The sequence below is a fragment of the Candidatus Tisiphia endosymbiont of Dascillus cervinus genome (assembly GCF_964026405.1).
GTDB lineage: Bacteria > Pseudomonadota > Alphaproteobacteria > Rickettsiales > Rickettsiaceae > Tisiphia.
In genome coordinates this window covers 463276-483390 of record NZ_OZ032146.1, presented here as the reverse complement: position 1 = coordinate 483390, position 20115 = coordinate 463276, and the positions used below count along the sequence as shown (strand labels likewise).

Annotated in this window: 20 protein-coding genes, 1 other RNA gene and 1 pseudogene; 7 read left to right on the top strand and 15 right to left on the bottom strand. The window is 31.9% G+C overall.

Annotated features, from left to right (window positions below; genetic code table 11):
- Window positions 1-33: 33 nt before the first annotated feature.
- Window positions 34-1017, top strand: coding sequence for a transposase (locus tag AAGD19_RS02325; protein WP_341747233.1), 984 nt, complete (start codon window positions 34-36; stop codon window positions 1015-1017).
- Here AAGD19_RS02325 and AAGD19_RS02320 read toward each other — a convergent pair.
- From AAGD19_RS02320 to AAGD19_RS02305, 4 genes and pseudogenes are all read right to left on the bottom strand, one after another.
- On the bottom strand, window positions 997-1848 hold the full coding sequence (locus AAGD19_RS02320) for a hypothetical protein (protein WP_341748169.1): 852 nt from the start codon (window positions 1846-1848) through the stop codon (window positions 997-999). The genes AAGD19_RS02325 and AAGD19_RS02320 overlap by 21 nt on opposite strands.
- A gap of 192 nt (window positions 1849-2040) precedes the next feature.
- Entirely contained in the window at window positions 2041-3414 is a 1374-nt protein-coding gene (locus AAGD19_RS02315) for a hypothetical protein (protein WP_341748168.1), read from the bottom strand.
- Window positions 3415-3554: 140 nt separating this feature from the next.
- Window positions 3555-4508: a hypothetical protein gene (locus AAGD19_RS02310; RefSeq protein ID WP_341748167.1), complete on the bottom strand. Its 954-nt coding sequence runs from the start codon at window positions 4506-4508 to the stop codon at window positions 3555-3557.
- A gap of 307 nt (window positions 4509-4815) precedes the next feature.
- Window positions 4816-5000, bottom strand: a pseudogene (locus AAGD19_RS02305) (DDE-type integrase/transposase/recombinase); the annotation flags it as partial.
- 442 nt (window positions 5001-5442) lie between these two features.
- On the opposite strand from AAGD19_RS02305, the gene AAGD19_RS02300 reads away from it, so the two are divergent.
- Both AAGD19_RS02300 and AAGD19_RS02295 read left to right on the top strand, forming a co-directional pair.
- On the top strand, window positions 5443-5832 hold the full coding sequence (locus AAGD19_RS02300; protein WP_341748166.1) for a helix-turn-helix domain-containing protein: 390 nt from the start codon (window positions 5443-5445) through the stop codon (window positions 5830-5832).
- Window positions 5816-6547, top strand: a complete 732-nt coding sequence (locus AAGD19_RS02295; protein ID WP_341748165.1) for a transposase — start codon at window positions 5816-5818, stop codon at window positions 6545-6547. The genes AAGD19_RS02300 and AAGD19_RS02295 overlap by 17 nt, the downstream gene beginning before the upstream one ends.
- 255 nt (window positions 6548-6802) lie before the next feature.
- Here the strand turns inward: AAGD19_RS02295 and tyrS are convergent, their stop codons facing one another.
- The 5 genes from tyrS to AAGD19_RS02270 form a co-directional block, all read right to left on the bottom strand.
- On the bottom strand, window positions 6803-8038 hold the full coding sequence (gene tyrS / locus AAGD19_RS02290) for a tyrosine--tRNA ligase (RefSeq protein WP_341748164.1): 1236 nt from the start codon (window positions 8036-8038) through the stop codon (window positions 6803-6805).
- A 115-nt stretch (window positions 8039-8153) separates the two neighbouring features.
- Window positions 8154-9059 carry a protein translocase subunit SecF gene (gene secF, locus AAGD19_RS02285; protein WP_341748163.1) on the bottom strand — a complete coding sequence of 302 codons (906 nt, stop codon included), beginning with the start codon at window positions 9057-9059 and terminating at the stop codon, window positions 8154-8156.
- A 16-nt stretch (window positions 9060-9075) separates the two neighbouring features.
- The gene (locus AAGD19_RS02280) at window positions 9076-9312 is read right to left on the bottom strand and encodes a DUF2312 domain-containing protein (protein WP_341748162.1); all 237 of its coding nucleotides are present in this window, start codon (window positions 9310-9312) and stop codon (window positions 9076-9078) included.
- A gap of 123 nt (window positions 9313-9435) precedes the next feature.
- Window positions 9436-10686 carry an MFS transporter gene (locus AAGD19_RS02275; RefSeq protein ID WP_341748161.1) on the bottom strand — a complete coding sequence of 417 codons (1251 nt, stop codon included), beginning with the start codon at window positions 10684-10686 and terminating at the stop codon, window positions 9436-9438.
- Window positions 10687-11213: 527 nt separating this feature from the next.
- Window positions 11214-12101: a DMT family transporter gene (locus AAGD19_RS02270; protein WP_341748160.1), complete on the bottom strand. Its 888-nt coding sequence runs from the start codon at window positions 12099-12101 to the stop codon at window positions 11214-11216.
- Between the two features lie 178 nt (window positions 12102-12279).
- Between AAGD19_RS02270 and AAGD19_RS02265 the strand changes: the two genes are divergently transcribed.
- A complete protein-coding gene (locus tag AAGD19_RS02265; RefSeq protein ID WP_341748159.1) occupies window positions 12280-12996 on the top strand; it encodes an OmpW family outer membrane protein in 717 nt (238 codons plus the stop codon).
- Window positions 12997-13117: 121 nt separating this feature from the next.
- Window positions 13118-13684 carry a cell cycle transcriptional regulator TrcR gene (locus tag AAGD19_RS02260; protein ID WP_341748158.1) on the top strand — a complete coding sequence of 189 codons (567 nt, stop codon included), beginning with the start codon at window positions 13118-13120 and terminating at the stop codon, window positions 13682-13684.
- A gap of 144 nt (window positions 13685-13828) precedes the next feature.
- Here AAGD19_RS02260 and AAGD19_RS02255 read toward each other — a convergent pair whose 3' ends face one another.
- From AAGD19_RS02255 to AAGD19_RS02225, 6 genes are all read right to left on the bottom strand, one after another.
- On the bottom strand, window positions 13829-14131 hold the full coding sequence (locus AAGD19_RS02255) for a YbaB/EbfC family nucleoid-associated protein (protein ID WP_341748157.1): 303 nt from the start codon (window positions 14129-14131) through the stop codon (window positions 13829-13831).
- Window positions 14132-14143: 12 nt separating this feature from the next.
- On the bottom strand, window positions 14144-15670 hold the full coding sequence (dnaX, locus tag AAGD19_RS02250; RefSeq protein ID WP_341748429.1) for a DNA polymerase III subunit gamma/tau: 1527 nt from the start codon (window positions 15668-15670) through the stop codon (window positions 14144-14146).
- Between the two features lie 59 nt (window positions 15671-15729).
- Window positions 15730-15825: signal recognition particle sRNA small type (gene ffs / locus AAGD19_RS02245), an RNA gene on the bottom strand.
- Between the two features lie 36 nt (window positions 15826-15861).
- The gene (locus tag AAGD19_RS02240) at window positions 15862-16665 is read right to left on the bottom strand and encodes an outer-membrane lipoprotein carrier protein LolA (RefSeq protein ID WP_410520822.1); all 804 of its coding nucleotides are present in this window, start codon (window positions 16663-16665) and stop codon (window positions 15862-15864) included.
- On the bottom strand, window positions 16662-17546 hold the full coding sequence (locus AAGD19_RS02230) for a bifunctional 5,10-methylenetetrahydrofolate dehydrogenase/5,10-methenyltetrahydrofolate cyclohydrolase (protein ID WP_341748156.1): 885 nt from the start codon (window positions 17544-17546) through the stop codon (window positions 16662-16664). The genes AAGD19_RS02240 and AAGD19_RS02230 overlap by 4 nt, the downstream gene beginning before the upstream one ends.
- On the bottom strand, window positions 17546-18547 hold the full coding sequence (locus AAGD19_RS02225) for an NAD(P)/FAD-dependent oxidoreductase (RefSeq protein ID WP_341748155.1): 1002 nt from the start codon (window positions 18545-18547) through the stop codon (window positions 17546-17548). Before AAGD19_RS02225 ends, AAGD19_RS02230 begins: the two co-directional genes overlap by 1 nt.
- Window positions 18548-18661: 114 nt before the next feature.
- Here AAGD19_RS02225 and AAGD19_RS02220 point away from each other — a divergent pair, with 114 nt between their 5' ends.
- Together AAGD19_RS02220 and AAGD19_RS02215 are read left to right on the top strand one after the other, a co-directional pair.
- A complete protein-coding gene (locus AAGD19_RS02220) occupies window positions 18662-18922 on the top strand; it encodes a monovalent cation/H+ antiporter complex subunit F (protein ID WP_341748154.1) in 261 nt (86 codons plus the stop codon).
- On the top strand, window positions 18922-20070 hold the full coding sequence (locus tag AAGD19_RS02215) for an FAD-dependent monooxygenase (RefSeq protein ID WP_341748153.1): 1149 nt from the start codon (window positions 18922-18924) through the stop codon (window positions 20068-20070). Before AAGD19_RS02220 ends, AAGD19_RS02215 begins: the two co-directional genes overlap by 1 nt.
- Window positions 20071-20115 lie beyond the last annotated feature (45 nt).

The window sequence follows — 20115 nt, the reverse complement described above, 5'->3', positions numbered from 1 at the left end:
GTTAATAGGATAGATTACTGTCAATTTCTAATAGTGAGTCAAAAGAATTATAGTTTGACCTACTATGCTGAACATGCCAAAAAATGTAGCCATGATGTTATTAATAGATTTTTAAAAAATGAAAAATATACACCTTCTTTGTTATGGGAACATATTAAGGATGATGTTATTTTATCGCCTAACGGATATACAATATTTGATGATACGGTGTTAAATAAAAGAAATACCAAGAAAATAGAAATTGCTAGATCACAGTACAGTGGGGCTACAGGTGGTATTACTACTGGTATAGGAGTAGTAAGTTTGGTATATTATAATCCGGATATTAATAAGTTTTGGGTAATAGATTACCGAATTTTTTCGCCCGAACATGATGGAGCGACAAAAGTAGAACACCTATTAAATATGTTAAATAATGCTGTGTATAGCAAAAAGATTCCTTTTCAAACTGTGCTTTTTGACACATGGTATGCTACGCATAAAATTATGCAACATGTTGATTCCTTGGGTAAATATTATTATGCTCCTATTAAAGCAAATAGAAACGTTACTAAAACTTCCTCTTCTAAGCCTTATAAAGCTGTTAGCAAGTTAACGTTTTCAGATGAGGAAATTAAGAGCGGAGTGGAGATTCATATAAAGGGCTTTGCAAAAGATAAGCATGTTAATTTGTTTAAACTTACTGTTTCTACCAACAGAGTTGATTATATTGTTACCAATAACAAAACTCAAAAATCTTCTAAAGCCGTACAAGATGAGTGTGGCTTTCGTTGGGTAATTGAGAGCATGCATAGAGAAATCAAGCAACTTACCGGTATAGAACGATGCCAATGCAGAAAACAACGCATCCAGCGTAATCACATTAGTTGTGCATTTTTAGTGTGGGCTTTTCTAAAAAGAACTGCACACAAAATAGGTAAGACGGTTTATCAAATAAAGTTAGGGCTTTTAGATCATTATATGCAACAGCAGTTACGTTCACCCTCTTTACGCTATTTAGAACCTTACATAGCGTAAGTTTTGTATTTTTGAAAGTACATCTAGACTGAATGCACTAAACAATGCTATTTCATCCCAACGTTGATGGTAAGCATTCATCCCTGTTATAGTAAATTTTAATGTAGTAGCTTTAGTATCGATATTGTATACCACTGATACTGAGGCAGAATGATTATCTAAGACAATATTGTAATTATTTGTATATTTTTCTTTAGCTATATAAGAACTAGATAATTTAGTAGTATAGCCAAAGTAACTTATAGACAATAGTTCTTCACGTATATGTTTCAGTAGATTTGGAGGATCTATATTATCATGCCATTTTGTTGCTTTACTGCTTAAGTCTATTAATAGTTGATGAAGTAAGGTAAAACAATCTGCTAAGGTCTTACAAGAGTTTAGCATTTCTTTTAGCATTTTTCCGTTGGTACTCATAGCTATATTAACATTAAATTCCTTTGAGGGAGAGAGATCTGATGAGTTGAATTCTTTTGAACCTTGCAACATTTTTCTTATATGCATCATAATCAATTTCAAATCATCTGAATTAGTATTGACGATCAATTTGTAAGTTTTTGCCACCTCAAACATGTCATGTAGCATTTGCTTAAAATTAGATGCTTGTTGCTTCTTGTCCTGATATATTGAGGATGTTGACATAGATTTTATGCTCAGGTCTAAAACATTCACAAAATCATTCATTTGTTTTGCAAGTATAAGATTCATTATAGAATCCTGAGAATCCTTATATCCTAATAGCTCTTCAATCTCTTCTGTTGTAGACTCAAAGTGTTTATATAGAGCTTCAAATTTACTTGGATCGCGGAAATCAACGACTTTTTCTTTCATTTCTTGGATCAAACTATTAATTTTTTCTATACTGTTAGTATTGTTTTCAACAATATGAGCTAACTTTGACCCTAGATTTTTTAAAAGCTTTCTAGAATTTGTCTCTACCTTATAACTATCAACAAATTCAGTATTACACCATGCTCCAGGAATATCTAGGATTGTTATTTCTTTTACCAGTGTTCCAAGAGCTTATAAAAAAATTTCTTTATCTTTAGCCAAGTCTATACAAAATTTTAGCCAATTTTTCTTATCATTATCGGTTATAAAAAATTTTGCTAATTTAGTTACTTCGTTAAAATAAGCTTTTTGATTAGTAGATAAATTTAATCCTGCACTTTCTAGAATTTTTGCAGTTTCTCGTTGATGGTGAGTTGTGGTTAAGTCTTGTAGCAAAGAACTAGATAATACATCATTATCACCTAATGTTGTGATAATTAGCCCTTGGAATTTTTGATGAATATTTAAATAGTTTGTTATAATATCTTGTTGTTCTATATTTGATGTTTTTGCATTCTTGGTGCTATTATATGTATTAATAGACATAATTAATTCAGCACTGGATAATGCTATTTGTATAAACAGTTTTTGGGATATCAATCCTTTGTTCTTTAATTTATAAGCACTATTAAATATTTCTTGAACCTCGTTAATATTTGCTGATGTTGGATTACTTAAACAGTCTAGCTTTTCAAGAATTTCTGCGTATGTACCAGCACTTTTTGTAGTGTTATTTTTAAAAATTAATGTCTTCAATAATTGAAATAAGTTAGTTGAAGCTTGTTGTGCAAGGCTCTCATCGGAGCTGTTTGACATTACCACTAGATCACCTAGTTTATCATTATCAGTGTTAATAACATCATCATTAGTAGTGTCAACATGCTTAAACTTATGCGAATATGGGCTTACATGAGGTGATAAAGTAGAAGAAAAGATACCAGGTACTATAATCCCGTCATCTTGTAGTTGTTGGTATGTCAATTCTTTATATGTTGTTGGTAATTGAATAATAGATTTATGCTGTGGATCTATAACTAGTTGCTTCCCTGCATTCAACTCTTGTACTAGCTCCTTAACCTTAGTGAGATCCTTAATTCTAATTACTGGTATTCCCTTGAAAGCAAATTCTCCTGCTTCATGAGAATTAGGTGAAGCGTCATTTTGTATAATAACAGCCTTAACCTCATTAGCTGAAGAAAGATATGCATCTAAAGCCTCATTTATATTGTTGAAAACTAAAATTTCTTCAACTTCTTTAATTAATTGACTATTATTGATATCCTGTGTGATTGTGCTACCCTTTAGTACTTTACCACCCTCTTCAGCAATTTTTATTAGAGATTCTGGACTTAATGCTGAGGGCTGTTGTAGGGTGCGATCTCCATCAGGTTTTGATCGTACTTGCACTATAGATATTTTGTTATCTTTAGGATCATAAACAAATTCTACATCCACTTCCATACCACTATATTCTTCTTTGACAAACTGTACAAATTGGTGCAAATATAATGAAACTGGCTCAGGTAAACTATCAGCATATTTTGTATTATTAACCCGAGTTGCCAATTAATTTATAAGAGCAGAGCTAGGTTTTATGAACATTTGAAGTTAATTTGTAACATTAAAACACTTAATAAAAACTATATTTTTTAGAAATATGTTTGTATTAAAAATGTTTTAGTATCGAGCCTCACATGAAACCAGCGTTAAATATAGCTTTTGCCAGTATAATTAATTGGCAACTCGGGTTTATTAGTATTAATTATTGTGTCTAAAGACAGTTTTCCATTGTTAATTTTAGCTTGTAATCGATAATCTTGAGGACTCTTTGTTGGATAGACCATATTGTTTTCAGTAATATAAAAACTGTGTGAAGGACCTTTGCTATTTACAACATATTCTCCATGACCAAAAGCTGCATTAATCGTAGTAGTACCACGACCACTATACGCTACTCCCGAAACAACAATAGATTCATCTTCTTCATGAATCATCAATTGGGCTAATAAAGGTACAAATGGCAATTTTGTAATATCATCACCAGCTTTTAACCGCTGTGATAGAGATTTTTCATCAAAATAACCTGCTATTACATCAACAATAGGTTGATTTATTTCACTAAAAACAGAGCTAGATATAGAGCTTATGTTTCCACCTGGGTTTGCAAATTCCTCTGAATCTTCGTGCCCTGTACTTCTGAACATTACATAAGAGTTTGGTCCTAAATCTGATATAAAACTATTTAATCCATCCAAATTTATAGTGTTTTCAGAGAAACATTGTTTAATACTGTCCTTAATATCCTGTAGAGTTTGTTTAGCGTTATCGTCTATAGTCTCCTTGTTAGGCTGTTTGTTAAAAAATTCAACAAACTTTAACCAGTTTTGTTCAATATCTACGTTATGAGATTTCAAATAATTAAATATTGTATCATGTGAAAATTTCAGAAATTCTGGTATTTGAATTTTTATACCAAAACTGTCATTATTATCAGCTTGTATTAAGAATTCTGGAAGTAATTTCCCTTTTAAATACATTAAGTTAGCAGCTTTGTTTCCATACATAATAGCTGCTTTCTTCACTTCATTAGGATATTGAGGGATTGTTTTACTTAAAGAAACTTCACTATTTTGGATATCTTTCAATGTTGTTTTAGTCATAAATCACGCCTGTTTCATAAATTTATTACGTTGTTCTTATAAAAATCTTATTAATTAACTAATTATTTGCCATAGACAACCTTATAGATTTTATTTAAAAAATAAATAACCGTTTGCAACGGTTATTTTGCTTCCGACCAGGATTATACTAACTTAAATTTGGATTGCAAGTATTATTTTCTACGATGTCAATAACATTCTAAAATCTGAACTTGTTGCTGTTATGCGTAAATTACTAGCTTTTATGCATTCTATTGTAAAAAATAATTCTTCTTGCAATGAAAATTTATGTTAAGTTATTATTTTCTTATTGACTTCCATTACGGATGCTGAGGTTATTATTAGCTCCAGTAATTTGTCTTTTTTGAATCATACGAATATTTTCTATATCAGTGATAGTAACCACAGCAGAACGAAAAATTTTAAACCAAGCATTGACTTAGCTCGTTTCTTGATAAAGCGGTGCTCTTGTTCAGCTATATTATTCAGATATACTCTTCTGCTCCTACGAATTGTTTTTTGAAAATATCATGGATTCGCATGCGTAACTATACTATATGTACGCTACGCCTTCTCACCATTCATTTTCAAATCCAATTCTTCAAATCATTTGAGTATAGTTGCAAGAATGGAAGATATAAAAGATTAGAGAAATTAAGATTGATCAATAAATATGGACTTTACTCCTAAATGGGTTTACTATTTAACCCGAGTTGCCAATTAATTATACTGGCAAAAGCTATATTTAACGCTGGTTTCATGTGAGGCTCGATACTAAAACATTTTTAATACAAACATATTTCTAAAAAATATAGTTTTTATTAAGTGTTTTAATGTTACAAATTAACTTCAAATGTTCATAAAACCTAGCTCTGCTCTTATAAATTAATTGGCAACTCAGGTTTTTTTAAGGAGTTTTTAGGGAGTGTTTATCGTGGAATCAATTGCAAAAATACGCAAAATGTATCATGTTGATGGCAAAGCAATTAAAGCAATTGCCAAAGAGCTTAATATATCAAAAAATACCGTTAAGAAAGTTATACGCAGTGATGTAACCAAATTTGAATTAGCCAAATATACTAAAGCTAAGCCAGTTTTGGGTGAATATCTTGCGATGTTAAATCAACTATTAGCAGAGAATATCAAAGAACCAGTCAGACGTAGGATGACTGGTAAGAAGCTATACGAACAGTTGAAGATATCAGGTTATCAGGGTAGTTATGAATCTGTAAATCTAATCGTTAGGAGTTTTCGGAGAACCCATGAAGCAAAACCTGATTACAATTTACATAAGAAATATATTAGTATTGTCGGTATCATATAATAAAATTGCTATGCCATTAATATATAAAATAATTCCTTATAAAGGAGCATGTACGGCAGACGATCAAATTGCAGTAATATCGAAATTTATAGAGGAATTTGGTAAGGAAAAGATAGAGGGAATATTAGGAGATAGGGAATTTGATAATGAGAAATTAATTACCTATCTTCACAATAAAAATATTAATTATGCATTAAGGGTGAGAAGGACAAATAGAATAGTTAATAAACAAGGTCAATGGATTAGGATCGATAGCATGAAAGAAATAAAGATAAGAAATTTTTCTACAAGGTTTTATTCTGTCCCAGTGAAATTTGATCATATCAAATTAGCAAGCGGAAAATATCTATCGATAGTGTATAGTAAGAACATGTCAAACGGATATGAAATATATCGGAAGAGATGGGATATCGAGGCAGCCTTTAAAGGGTGCAAAAGTAATGGTTTTAGAATGGAAGATACGCATATAAAGAGTAAAGTGCGATTAGAGAATTTTATAAAATGTTTATTTATAGCATATGCAATGGCAAGAAAAATAGGAGCAATTGGAGAGCAAGAGCAACCGATAAAAATGAAGAAAACGCTAGGATGTAGGAGTTATTCTGTACTACAGTTAGGTATAAGATCAATTAAACAAGCTTATAGTCGTTCTAAGCAATTTTTTGATTCCTTAATCATAAAATTGTTTAAGTTACACTTTGTGCAACCAACCTAACCTTTTTGTCCAGTAGTGTGACTAGTTGTACGCGAAGGTAGCCGACACTCGTACTCCGAGTAGCAATTTAGTTTTGGGAAATGGTATAATAATATATCTCTTTGGCAAACTCTACTTCTGCTGGTAATTTATTCGTACTCTTGGTACTCTGCTCCTTACGTACATCATCGTCCGCTGTGGGTCAAGGTTTCGTGGCTTCTTTAAATCCTTGCACATAAACGAGTTTGCCAAAGAGATATATTTTTTCGTTCACTATTATGTCAACCTGATCAACACATATTTTTTCTTACCTACGGAGATCTTAATAACTTGGTTGTCCTGCATAAAGGTCAAGTCAATAACCGTGTTTTCGTCTTGGATTAATTGATTATTGATTTTTGCTCCAGCCCCTCTAATCAACCGACGTCCTTCGGATTTTGATTTAGCAAGACCTGCTTCATAAAGTAATTCATATGCTGGAATACCTAGAGCTAACCTCCCCTGTTCTAGATAAATAGTTGGTAAATTGCAATCAATTTCTCTTTGTTCAAAAAGCTTGGTAGCTGTTTCTAAAGCTGTCATAGCTGCCTCTTTACCATGACAAAGTTTAGTTAAATTAAAGGCTAATTGCTTTTTGGCACTATTAATATCAGATGCACTAAGTAAGATAAACTCTTGCATGGCATCTTCTCCTAACTCACTATATAATTTTGCGAACTTGACCACATCTTGATCTTCACAATTCCGCCAATATTGATAATAATCGTACGGGCTTAACATATCCTCATTTAGCCACACAGCTCCACCAACAGACTTGCCCATTTTGTTGCCAGAAGCAGTTGTTAGTAAGGGCGTAGTCATACCAAAGACTTCATTACCTGTTAGTTTCCTTGTAAAATCAACGCCCATTACTATATTACCCCACTGGTCACTACCACCTATTTGTAAGGAACAACCATATAGTTTATTTAAATGATAAAAATCGTAGGCTTGTAGCAACATATAATTAAATTCTAAGAAACTCATATGTTGCTCTCTCTCTAAACGTAATTTTACAGAGTCCATAGATAACATACGATTCACAGAAAAAAAACTACCAAAATTGCGAAGAAAATCTAAGTAATTTAACGATTCTAGCCAATTTGAATTATCAACTAATATTGCATCATTTTTCCCAGTACCAAATTTAATAAATTTTGATAATGATTTTTTTATACCTTCAGCATTTTGGGCAATTTCTTCTTTTGTTAAAGATTTCCTTGCCTCATCTTTACCAGTAGGATCACCAATTTTACTAGTTGCCCCTCCTAGGAGTACTATTGGTTTATGACCATATTGTTGCAATAAACGCAGTATCATAATTTGCATCAGACTACCTACATGTAAAGATTGTGCTGTACAATCAAAACCAATATAAGCAGATATTTTACTGTTTTTCATTAGCTCTGTTAGTTTTTCTAAATCAGTACATTGATATAGAAAACCTTTACTATCAAAATTTTTAATAAACATTTTTTAAACTAATTTTTTTTAATATTTATTATTATTTTGTAGCAGAATTGAAGACCTCTACTTCAATTTTGCCACTCAGCTTTTATCCAAAAATTTTATCTAGAAACTTGATTTATCAATTCTTCAAGTTTTTGAAGTAGGTCAATATAGGAGCAGATATAAAAATAGATGAATATGTACCAACTATTATACCAAAAAACACTAATACACTAAAACTATAAATAGCTTCCCCACCAAATATTACCAAAGCTAGGTTTGCGAGTAAGGTTGTAACAACTGTTAGAATAGTCCTAGACAGAGTTTCATTAATACTCAGATTAATAATTTGTGGCATTACTTTCTTATGTGATTTGCGTAAATTTTCTCTGATTCTATCATAGATAACTACTGAATCATTCACAGAATAACCTATTATGGTAAGAATAGCAGCTATGGAGCTTAAATTGAAGTCTAGCCTCATTACACTCATAAAACCTAAGCTTAGTATGGCGTCATGTAACAAAGCTACAAGTATACCAAGCCCAAAATACCACTCAAATCTAACCCAAGTGTAAACCATTATGGCAAGAAATGAAAGAATTAGTGCTGTTATTCCTGATTTTATCAATTGAGTACCAACTTGTGGACCGACAAAATCTACTTTACGATACTCAAATTTATAAGGAAATTGGTTTTTTAAAGTTGATTTGATAAGCTCAATATTTTGCATTAAAGTATCTTCACTATTGCTGCCAACTCGTATTGACAAATCATGCTGATTACCAAAATTTTGCAATACTACTTCACCAATCTTAAGGTTATTAAGCACTTCACGCATTTTGGTTAAATCAGGGTCTTGATCAAGCCGCACTTCTATAACAATCCCACCAGCAAAATCAATACCAAAATTAAATTTGTAAATCCCTATCCAAATAATACTTACAAGAGATAAAATAATGGATATCGTATAACTTACTTTTTTAAATCTGATAAAATCAAAGTTGATTTTATCAGGTAAAAGCCTTAATGGATATAATTGCATTATTGAATTCTTTAATTTATATACCGAGAGCTTGTCTATACAATTCTAAGATCGCATCTTGTTCAGCTAGCTTATTTCTATCAAGTTTTTTTAGTTTTAACACCGACTTCATGACCTTGGTATCAAAGCCACTAGAGCTGGCTGCATCAAATATATCTTTTATTGCTTCAGATAATTCAGCTTTTTCTTGTTCAAGCCCTTCTATTTGATTTATATATTGTTCTAATTGTTCTTTAGCTATCACTTCTGTCATAAAATTAAAGTTTATTGTTTATCAAAAATTGTAATATGGCTAGTATATATTATTTTTATCAAGCCACTAAGTAGTTTATAGATAATTTTGCTATAAATACTAGAAAAATTTTTAGATTAGTTGTTACCCTCTTGAACGATCCTTATAAAAACAAAGAGCTATTAGGCTTGAAATAGCACAAGCAATTACATAATAAATAGATGAAGTAATAGTACCAGTTTTTTGTACAAGATATTCTAGTATTAAAGGTGTTGTACCACCAAAAATACTGGTTGCTGTATTATAAGACAATGATAAAGCAGTATTTCTGATATTGGTTGGATAAAATTCAGCTTGCAGTGCAGGTTCAGGACCAATATAACAAGCAGCTAAAATTGATAATACGATTTGAGATATAATTATAAAATAAAATTCTCCAGTTTCAATTACATTCATCAAAAAAGGAATAACTAAAATAATTACCAGTAAATTAATCACAAAAATTTTCTTTCGACCAATTACATCAGATAAATAGCCAGAACATAAAGTAACAATAGCCATGATTATATAACAATAATTAGCTAAATTGCTAACTTGGTCATCGGTAAAACCACGATTTATCCTCAAAAATGACATTAGATAAGTAGCTTGTAGATAGAATATTACTGAACCTGTAGAATTGATGAAGATTGATATTAACATATCAATCCAATATACAGAGATAACTTTTTTCAGAGGAGATTTTAAAATCCCACCATTTTCTTTTATACTTTGAAAACTAGGGGTTTCACTGGTATATTTTTTTATATAAAGTCCAGCAAATAAAATAAAAATTCCTAATAAAAATGGTATTCTCCACCCCCAATCATTAAATTGTTGTCCTGATAAAAGGCTTTGTATAAGCTGCGAAATGAGTGATCCAAATAATAGACCAATACAAATACTGGACATTGGTATACTGCCAGTAAAGCCACGATGTACCTTACCTGTATGTTCAATAGCAAATGCAATTGAGCCAGTAAGTACTCCGCCCATTGATAAACCTTGCAGCATCCGAAGTAGAATCATTAATATAGTTGCGGTAACACCTATATTGTCATAAGTTGGTAATATGCCAATTAGTGCCGTTGGCAGAGACATACAAAATATAGATGTACTTAAAGCAGTTTTTCTACCAAAACGATCTCCCAGTATCCCAAAAAATACCCCACCTATTGGTCTCATTAAATAACCGATAGCAAATACCAAAAAAGCATGCAATAAAGACGAGCTAGGACTTGATCCAGGAAAGAACTTTGCTCCTATTATAGGAGCAAAGTAACCAAATAGTGCGTAATCATACCACTCAAATGCATTTGCTACACCGCTTGCAAAAACCAACTTACGTTTATTCATATTTTTTATTATTTCATTGGTGTCAAGGGTTAGAATGCTTATTAACCTCAATTTCGGATTAATGAAATTAATCCGAAATTGGAATGAGAGATGTTATTCCCTACAAACGATGTCATTTCTACTAGCCACTATGTCACCCCTGCGAAAGCAGGGGTCTAAAAATGCTCAACAATACTTCGAACTACTTTTTTTAGATACCAGCTTACGCTGGGATAACATCGAGGTTGCTTAAGTTGACACTTATGTGCTGTAGCTCGGATGACATCGTTATAGAATTTTCTCTTCTAAATTCTTCAATTTTTTGCAGTATATATCAAAAATTTATTCCACTAATATGTTTGTACAGAAAATGTAAACAATCAAGCTTAAAGCGGTTTGCGCCTGATTGTTAAATATTTCATTTGCTAATAATAGATCAGAATGCATTCGTGCCAGCCGCTTCAAGAATGCATTTTTCCTTATAACAAGCCTATTCGATATAAGAATTAACAATTCTTATATCGAATAGAGGTATTGTGAGTGCTTCTTCATGCAGTAGCTTTATCATTTTGTGTTATATTTCCTTTCTCAGAATATATTATAAACAATGTTGCAGGTATTATTATCAATGCTCCGTATAAAGTACTGTTTTCAGGGATTTCATTAAACACAAGATATCCAGCTGATGCTGAAATTATTAACTCTAAATATCTATAAGGGGCTGTGGCTGTGGCATCAACTAGAGAGAAAGCCTTTAATAAGAAAAATAAGATTAAACTACCCCCAGCTCCTAAGGTAAATAGCAAAATAAATTCTGAACTGGTAGGTGTTTGCCAATACATTATTGATGGTGGTATTGATACTAAAGATGTTACTAAAGCAGAATAAAATAGCATACTAATCATTGATTCTTTTACTACAAATTTCTTATTGATAATATCTAACATGGCAAAAGCTATAGCAGCTAAAACAAAAATCAATATCTGTGGATTAAAGTCACTAGCATGAGGTCTCAGGGTAATAACAATACCAATAAAACCAAATAAAGTTGCTGCCCATCTTTGCCAAATAATATTCTCATTTAAGAAAAACACTGCTAGCACTAGAGTAAATAAAGGTGTAGCAAGACTAATAACTGTAGCAGTAGTCACTGGGGCAATACTGAGACCATAAGTCCAAGACGTCATACCAAAAAACAATAAAACCCCTCTTGCAATATGTATAAAAGGACGATTAGTTGTAAGAGTCTGTTTCCCATAATATAAAATAAAAGGGACAAGAATTAAAGCACTAAAGAAAAAGCGAAAACAAGCCACCTCAAAACTATGTAGCCTAAGTCCAAGATATTTTGCTATTATGTCATTAGTTACACTACTTATCAAGCTTAATATAAACCAACCAATACCAACAAAATAAGTGTTTAATTTATTATTCATTGTATAGACCTTAATTCGTTATTTTTTTATATTTTTTGTATTAGTGTTTTCTATATTTAGTGTTATAGTGTCACTAATGTTAAACAAGTTTAAAAATCTTATTATCAATTTGATTTCCAAATAAGAAAGAATATATATAATACAGCAATATATTTAAAGCAAGAAAAGGTTTATAGTTATGATAAAAGTCACAAAAAAATTTGGAATATTGCTATTGGTAAGTTGTGTAAGTATCTCTAGCTTTGCTAATTCTGATTTAACTAATAATGACTATGATGCCGATTATTATGAAAATGAAGGTAATCTTGTGTTTAAAATAAGAGGGGGGGGGATAAAATCTAGTGCAAAGCAAAAAGGCTTTCCTAAGGCTACCGCCGCAAGCCCAGTATCGATTGGTAATTTTGTTGAAAATGGTTACGGTTTTGATGCTTCTACATCAATATTCTTTGCTAGTAATGTTGCTGCAGAGTTATCTTTAGGTTTTAATGTATTACGTCCTAAAAATAATAGTTTAAAAAATGTGGCTTATAATTATGGTGGTAATCCAGCAGATGTTGGTAAGAGAAAAGATCTTTATATGATACCCCTGACTGTTACGGGACAATATCATATAGCTCCCTTTGGTGCTATTAGACCTTATGTTGGCGTTGGTTATCATGGAGCTTATATGTTCAGTAAATCTAAAGGATGTACCGTCAAAAATGGTCACGGTGCTGTATTACAGATCGGGGTTGACTTATATGCTAAGGATGATACATTGATTAACTTAGATGTAAGGCAGTATTTTCTTAATACCAAAGTTGATTATAAAAATAGTTTAGTAAAACAACCTATATCATCTAAAGTAAGGTTTAATCCGTTAATGATTGCAGTAGGTATTGGTTTTAGGTTTTAGGCTTGCCTGACCTAATTAAGCGAGAAATTGAAATAGTCTAAGATGTCTATTGTTGACTTATTAGTTAGAAGAGACTATATCTTTTCTAGACATATCAATATTATATTATTAGTTTTTTACTATGAGTTCACAACAAAAATTACCTATACTGCCTAAAGCAACTGCTATTTGGTTGATTGATAATACTGCTTTAACGTTTAAGCAGATAGCTGATTTTTGTGGGGTTCATGAGCTTGAAATTAAAGGTATTGCTGATGGTGAAGTGTCTCAAGGTATTATGGGGTTAGATCCTATTGCTGGAGGACAATTAACTAAAGAAGAAATAATGCGTTGCACGAAAGATCCAAGTAGTAGTTTAAGACTTTTTGTGAGTAGTGCCTATGATTTGGTAAGTACAAAGAAAAAACAACAATCTAGATATACTCCTATTGCTAGACGTCAGGATAAACCAGACGCGATATATTGGTTACTTAAAAATTGTCCAGAAATTTTAGATAATCAAATTATAAAACTCGTTGGTACTACTAAGTCAACCATAGAAGCTATCCGTGATCGTAGTCACTGGAACATGAAAAACATTCGCCCACGTGATCCAGTTTTACTTGGAATTTGTAGTCAAGTAGAATTAGACAAGAGTATTGAGCAAGCACAGCTTTTATCTAAGCAAGAAAAAACTGTTAAAGAGTAAGTCTCAGGATAATTTAAAAGCCGCGATCGGTAGTTGCTATAGACATGCCTGCAAAGGCTATGAGATATTATAGATTCCCGCCTATGCGGGAATGACCTACTCATGATCCATGTAACAAATCCTCTATGCGGAAGTTGGGAGGATTTAAAATGGCATCTTTAGTCCAGGTGGCAAACCAATATTACCTAAAGCATCAGACATAGAGTTTTGTGAATCTTCATCGACCTTGCTTTTAGCATCGTTGAAAGCAGCAACAATTAAATCTTCCAATAATTCCTTCTCTGTTTCTTTAAGCAAAGAGGACTCAATAGAGACCTTTCGAACCTCTCCACGACCACTAACGGTAATATTTACTAACCCACCACCTGCTTTTCCAAAATATTCAGCATTTGCCATTTTTTCCTGCATTGACTGAGCTTGTTTTAAAAATTGATTAAAATTTGTCATACTATGTACCTTTTAATTTTCTAACAAAATATCTGAAATTGTAACATTTGGAAAGTGTTGTGTTAAAATTTTCCAATCTTGACTTGATTTTACTTTATTTAGCAATTGTTCTTTAAGAGTGATTATTTTTAACTGTTTTGTAATGATAACATTCCAAGTTTTTCCTGACCAAGCAAATAATAAATTAGCAATTTGTTCTTTTATTTTTGTGTTGAGATCGCTTCCAGCAATTTCTATAGTTTGAAGAACAAAAGATTTTAACTCCACTTGGTTTAGTAATCTGTAATAAACTTCCATCTCATTATGCAAATGTAAAAACTCAAGAAAACCGGTAATTTGATAGTTCTTAGTTGATTGTTGTAATACCGGTTGTTCTAGTTGCTCCCCATCATTATATTCCACTAATTCTTCTAGCGATGGTAACATTTGGGAGTAAATAGATTTTATCACCAGCATTTCAGCTTCTATCAATTGATTATGTGAAGTTTTCATCTCTATAATTCCTTTACTATATATTTGCCAAATAATAGATAATTGAGGAAGAGTAATTTTTGTTAGAATATTTGTAACATTATCATTAAAAGATACATATATAGGATTTTGATAATTAGGTAATATCTTTATTTTACTAAGATAGGCAGTAAAATCAGCAACTAATGCTACAAAAGTTTCTAAATTTGCTGAAGACATATAGAGATTGTTTACTAAATCAATAGATTTAGCAGCATCTTTTTGAATAATATATTCAAAAAACTTAACTATACTAGCTGTATCCACCAAACCAAGTATTTGATAAACGATTTCAGGAGTGATCAAGTCTCCTGCTGCCAAGCTTGTTGCTTGGTCTAGTACTGAAACTGCATCTCTAGCTGAACCATCAGATCTAGATGCAATTATTCTAAGAGCCTCTATCTCAACGTTTAACTGTTCTTTTTTAGCGATGGACTGAAGCAATTGAAAAATCTCATCAAATGTTAGCCTCCTTAAATCATATCGCTGACATCTAGAAATTACGGTTAATGGAATTTTTTGTGGTTCAGTAGTAGCAAATATAAATATTACATGTGCTGGTGGTTCTTCAAGGATTTTAAGTAGAGCGTTGAATGCACCTTTAGAGAGCATATGAACTTCATCAATTATGAAGATACTGTACCTAGCGATTAGCGGCTTATATTCACTACTTTCTATTATTTTACGGATATCATCAACACTTGTCTTGCTAGCAGCATCAATTTCAATTATATCGGGATGGTTATTTTTATTAAAACTGCTACAATTCTGACAACTCTCACAAGGTTTAATACTATCACCTTCAACTATCAGATTGGTACAATTAATAGTTTTAGCGATAATACGTGCTGAAGTAGTTTTGCCAACACCCCTAATACCAGTAAGAAGATAACCTTGAGATATACGATTTTTTAGAATAGTATAGCTTAAAATTTTTGTTAAAACTTCTTGTCCGTATAGCTCAGAGAAATTAGTAGGGCGATATTTTCTAGCAAAATTAATATATTGGTCAGTTGTTTTTGTCACTATGGTATATTCACAAAAATATGATCTACTCAAATGATTTCAAATCCAATTCTTGAAAACAGAAGAGTATGCTAGTAATGACCCACTAGAGACTATTTTGGCTGCTTCCTTTCGAACCTGACCACCTGAACAGCACCAATGCCCACTACTAGCACATGATAAAATAGTTCTTTTATCATCTAGAGGCAAGTTATTTAAGTAGCTAAATTGTATTTTTTTTCTATATCGTTTTTTGTCAGTCTACTTGGTGTTCCGAATATGTCTGGATTCTTAAGCTTAAATAAATCATCATCAAATTTTTGTACTTTTGCAATATGATTAAATATTATGGTAATAACATTTTCATCTTCAAGTATTTCTAGCTTTTTTATTTGTTTAGTTTTTTTATCAAAGGTAATCTGACTACGCCGCTCTGATAAAGTATGATAAATAGTAATTTTAAACATATTATCTTGATCTATTACTGACTCAATTTTGAAATATTTATCAAAATCTATACTATCTTCTAATAAAAAATTAAATACATTCTCCTCTGCCTTAATACGACTTACATGTTTCATATCATAATCATACACGGAAACATAATTAGTATTACCAATAACTACCAAAGGGAATGGTGGGTAATAATTACATCGAAACTTAGAAGGCTTATTTATTAATAACTTACCTTCAGCTTTATTCCCTGCTGAATCCTCTTGGCTAAAGTCCACAGCCATGGATTTTATTTCACGTAAATATATTTTAAGTTGATCAATAGCTTTGTTATCAAAAGGTCTATTCTCTAATATTAGAACTCTAGCAGAATTCGCTTCTACTAGGGAATTTGTAGGAGGATCGGAACGCAGAACCGTAGCGTACTCTAGTGTACGTGAGGATTCGAGTCTAGTCCCGACGCCCAAATTACCAGTAGAAGTAGAGTTATGCAAGAACTCTATTTCAGCATAGGCTATGGTTAGAAACCAATAAATGGCAATAATACCTTTACAAAGCCAGCTCATCTTTTATACCTAATATGTGTTATATTTTGTTTTGCTGCTTTAAGTGTATTCTTTAGCAAATAAGCGACAGTCATTGGTCCAACACCACCTGGAACTGGGGTTATATATCTCACTTTATCAACAACATTGGTAAAATCAACGTCTCCTACCATCTTGTCGCTATTAGGAAGTTTACTAATACCAACATCAATAACTATAGAGTTAGGACTGAAATATTCTTTTGTTAATGCTAAAGGATATCCAATAGCAGATATTACTATATCAGTACGGGAAGTTATAGAACTTAAATTTTGAGTTCTTGAATGGCATATCGTCACAGTACAATCTTCTCTAAGTAATAAAGCTGATAATGGTTTACCTACAATATTAGAACGCCCTATAACTACAGCATTTTTTCCAGCTAAATTTGGTTCAACTTGTTTAAGTAACTCAATGCAACCAAGAGCCGTGCAAGGTATAAAGCCATTGTCTGAGTTACTATGTAGATAACCAACATTTATAGGATGGAAACCATCGACATCTTTGCTAGGATCGATGGCAGATAAGATTAAATTTTTATTGATATGTTCAGGTAGAGGAAGTTGTACGATAATTCCAGAAATATTTGAATCATTGTTGAGTATGCTGATTTCATGCAGCATATGGTCAATATCAATTTCACTGGGCAAATTTATTTGCAAAGCGTTCATACCAATTGCTCCTGCTGCTTTGATCTTATTTCTTACATATATACTACTAGCTGGGTTATCACCCACTAGTATAATAGCAAGAGTTGGTACTAACTTGTGTTGCTCCTTGATTAAATTAATCTCTGCCCTTAACTTAGATAATATTTGTTCTGCAACATATTTACCATTGATTATATTACTACGTTCATTCACTATTTATGCACTCCTTTGGTAGTTGAATATTCGAAGTGTAAGGCCTTACCCTCAAATACCCTGCCATAGGCGTGATGTAAGCTGCTAGCTGCTTCGGCAAAACCAGTAAGAATTAATTTTAATTTTGCCGGATAACTAGCAATATCACCAATTGCATAAATGCCTGAAATATTTGTTTCAAAATATGAAGGTTCTACAATTATATGATTAGTTTTGAGATTTAATCCCCAATTTTTTATCGGACCAAGTTCTTGGCTAAGTCCAAAAAATGGCAATAATATATTTGCTGGTAAGGTGCGAATATTCCCTTCAAAATCCTTTACTCCGATTGCTTCTAGGATACCATCTTTTCCTACTAAATGCTCTAGTTGATAATTAATTACTAACTCAATTTTGCCACTATTTGCTAGTTCTTTGAGTTGTCTTATACTTTCATTCGCTGCCCGAAATCTCTCACGCCTATGCACTAAATATATTTTTTTAGCAATTTCAGATAGTGATATTGCCCAGTCTACAGCCGAATCGCCTCCACCAGCTATTACAATTTCTTTGTTGGCAAAACTATTGCGGTTATTGATAAAATAAAATACTGATTTTCCCTCAAATGCTTCTATATTAGGTAATGGAGGTCTATTAGGTCCAAAAGAACCGCATCCAGCAGCTATAATAATAACTTTAGCAGTAATTAGGGTGTCTTTAGAAGTGGTAATTTGGAAAAATCCCTCTTCTCTTTTCAATTGTATAACTTGCTGTTCGAGATGATAAACCGGCTCAAACGGCTTTGCTTGCAATGCCAATTGTGCTACCAGCTCTTCTGCCATAATTTTAGGGTAGGCTGGTATGTCGTATATCGGTTTTTCTGGATAAAGTATGCTACATTGCCCGCCTATTATTGCTTGCGAGTCAACAACATGGCAACGCATACCAAGCATTCCAGCTTGGAAAATAGCAAATAACCCAACTGGACCTGCTCCAATTATTATGATATCAGTGTCGTGCATAAAATAAATTTTTATAAATAAAAAATCGTAAAACTCTTAGTGATACCAGGATATTATGCTAGAATGGACAAATAATCAACTAGGTTGTAAACATTTTGCTTGAAAATTAGGTCTATGATAAATTTTTATTTAGTTATCAATATTTTGTTTATTGGTTTAATGATCTATTTATTACTTAAAAATGTAAATATTTTTGTCAAACTCTTAGTGCTAAATAGTTTAACTAGTATAATAACCTTATTCATTTGTTTTCTTGGTTCATTTAAAATGAATAATTGTTATCTAGACATTGCTATAATTTATTTTCTCTTAAGTTTTATAGCAAGTGGAGCATATTTAAAGTATTTTATCAATCAATCTAATAATGTGATGTGATGGAAAAACAAATAATAATATTGGGTTGTGGTTTCAGTGGTATGCTTACGGCATTATCATTTGCGAAAGAGGATATTAAGACTACCATCCTTGAGTATCAATCGATAAATTCTGATAATTTTTGTACTGATATCAGAACGACCGCCTTAACCCCTGCTTCTATGCAGTTTCTAAGAGGTCTTAATGTATGGTTTGAGATTGAGAAGATAGCTAGCAAAATGTTGGACGTCTATGTTGTTGATAATAAAGCACCAGAGATGCTATGTATGTCAAATATTAAGGGAAATGATGCATTAGGTTATATAGTAAAAAATAGTGAATTTAAAAAAATATTACTAGCAAATGTTAGAAAAAACCCTTTGATTAAGGTAATTGATCAGTGTGATTATAAAAAAGTTGATAGTAAACCTGATCATTCAACCATATATCTAGATGACAATAAGACTATGAATAGTGACTTATTGATTGTTTGTGATGGACGTAATTCTAAAGTTCGTCAATATTATTTTTTTAATAAAATAGAGAAAACCTATAACCAAATCGCCTTAACGTTTGATATTAAGCATGAGAAAGATCACGAAAATTGTGCTATTGAACATTTTATGCCATCTGGTCCTTTTGCCATTTTACCTCTCAGAGACCAAAAGGCCTCATCTATAATATGGACTACTGGGCAAGAGCAGGCTGCATTATTGATGAGCTTACCAAAGGAAGAATTTGAGTATTTAGTAAGTAAAAATTGTGGGAATTCTTTAGGGTCTATTGCTTTAGATAGTACTATTAGCTCTTTTCCTTTAAAGGCTCGTATAGCTAGTAAATATTTTTATAATAAAATAGCAGTTGTGGCAGATAGTGCCCATACAATTCATCCTCTAGCTGGTCAGGCTTTGAATCAAGGAATAAAGGATATTGAAACTTTAACTCAATTAGTGGCTAGTAGTGCTATAAGTACAGGAATGCTAGAACGATATCAAAAATTAAGACAAAATGATAATTTTCATATGTATATGATTACTGAAAGCTTAAATAGTATTTTCTCAAACCATTCAAAACCCTTGTGGTATCTAAGACGTTTGGGGCTTAAAACTATTGATAATATACAGCCTATTAAGAATTTGTTAGTAGAGTATGCCATGGGTCGTAGATAAAATGAATAAGGAAATTATAAAAAAAGTTCAAAATACCAGTTGACA

Excerpts from the sequence above, each read along its gene's own strand:
- AAGD19_RS02320 (WP_341748169.1), bottom strand. The coding sequence starts at position 1,848 with ATGAAAGAAAAAGTCGTTGATTTCCGCGATCCAAGTAAATTTGAAGCT.
- AAGD19_RS02310 (WP_341748167.1), bottom strand. The coding sequence starts at position 4,508 with ATGACTAAAACAACATTGAAAGATATCCAAAATAGTGAAGTTTCTTTA.
- tyrS (WP_341748164.1), bottom strand. The coding sequence starts at position 8,038 with ATGTTTATTAAAAATTTTGATAGTAAAGGTTTTCTATATCAATGTACT.
- secF (WP_341748163.1), bottom strand. The coding sequence starts at position 9,059 with ATGCAATTATATCCATTAAGGCTTTTACCTGATAAAATCAACTTTGAT.
- AAGD19_RS02280 (WP_341748162.1), bottom strand. The coding sequence starts at position 9,312 with ATGACAGAAGTGATAGCTAAAGAACAATTAGAACAATATATAAATCAA.
- AAGD19_RS02275 (WP_341748161.1), bottom strand. The coding sequence starts at position 10,686 with ATGAATAAACGTAAGTTGGTTTTTGCAAGCGGTGTAGCAAATGCATTT.
- AAGD19_RS02270 (WP_341748160.1), bottom strand. The coding sequence starts at position 12,101 with ATGAATAATAAATTAAACACTTATTTTGTTGGTATTGGTTGGTTTATA.
- AAGD19_RS02265 (WP_341748159.1), top strand. The coding sequence starts at position 12,280 with ATGATAAAAGTCACAAAAAAATTTGGAATATTGCTATTGGTAAGTTGT.
- AAGD19_RS02260 (WP_341748158.1), top strand. The coding sequence starts at position 13,118 with ATGAGTTCACAACAAAAATTACCTATACTGCCTAAAGCAACTGCTATT.
- AAGD19_RS02255 (WP_341748157.1), bottom strand. The coding sequence starts at position 14,131 with ATGACAAATTTTAATCAATTTTTAAAACAAGCTCAGTCAATGCAGGAA.
- AAGD19_RS02240 (WP_410520822.1), bottom strand. The coding sequence starts at position 16,665 with ATGAGCTGGCTTTGTAAAGGTATTATTGCCATTTATTGGTTTCTAACC.
- AAGD19_RS02225 (WP_341748155.1), bottom strand. The coding sequence starts at position 18,547 with ATGCACGACACTGATATCATAATAATTGGAGCAGGTCCAGTTGGGTTA.
- AAGD19_RS02220 (WP_341748154.1), top strand. The coding sequence starts at position 18,662 with ATGATAAATTTTTATTTAGTTATCAATATTTTGTTTATTGGTTTAATG.
- AAGD19_RS02215 (WP_341748153.1), top strand. The coding sequence starts at position 18,922 with ATGGAAAAACAAATAATAATATTGGGTTGTGGTTTCAGTGGTATGCTT.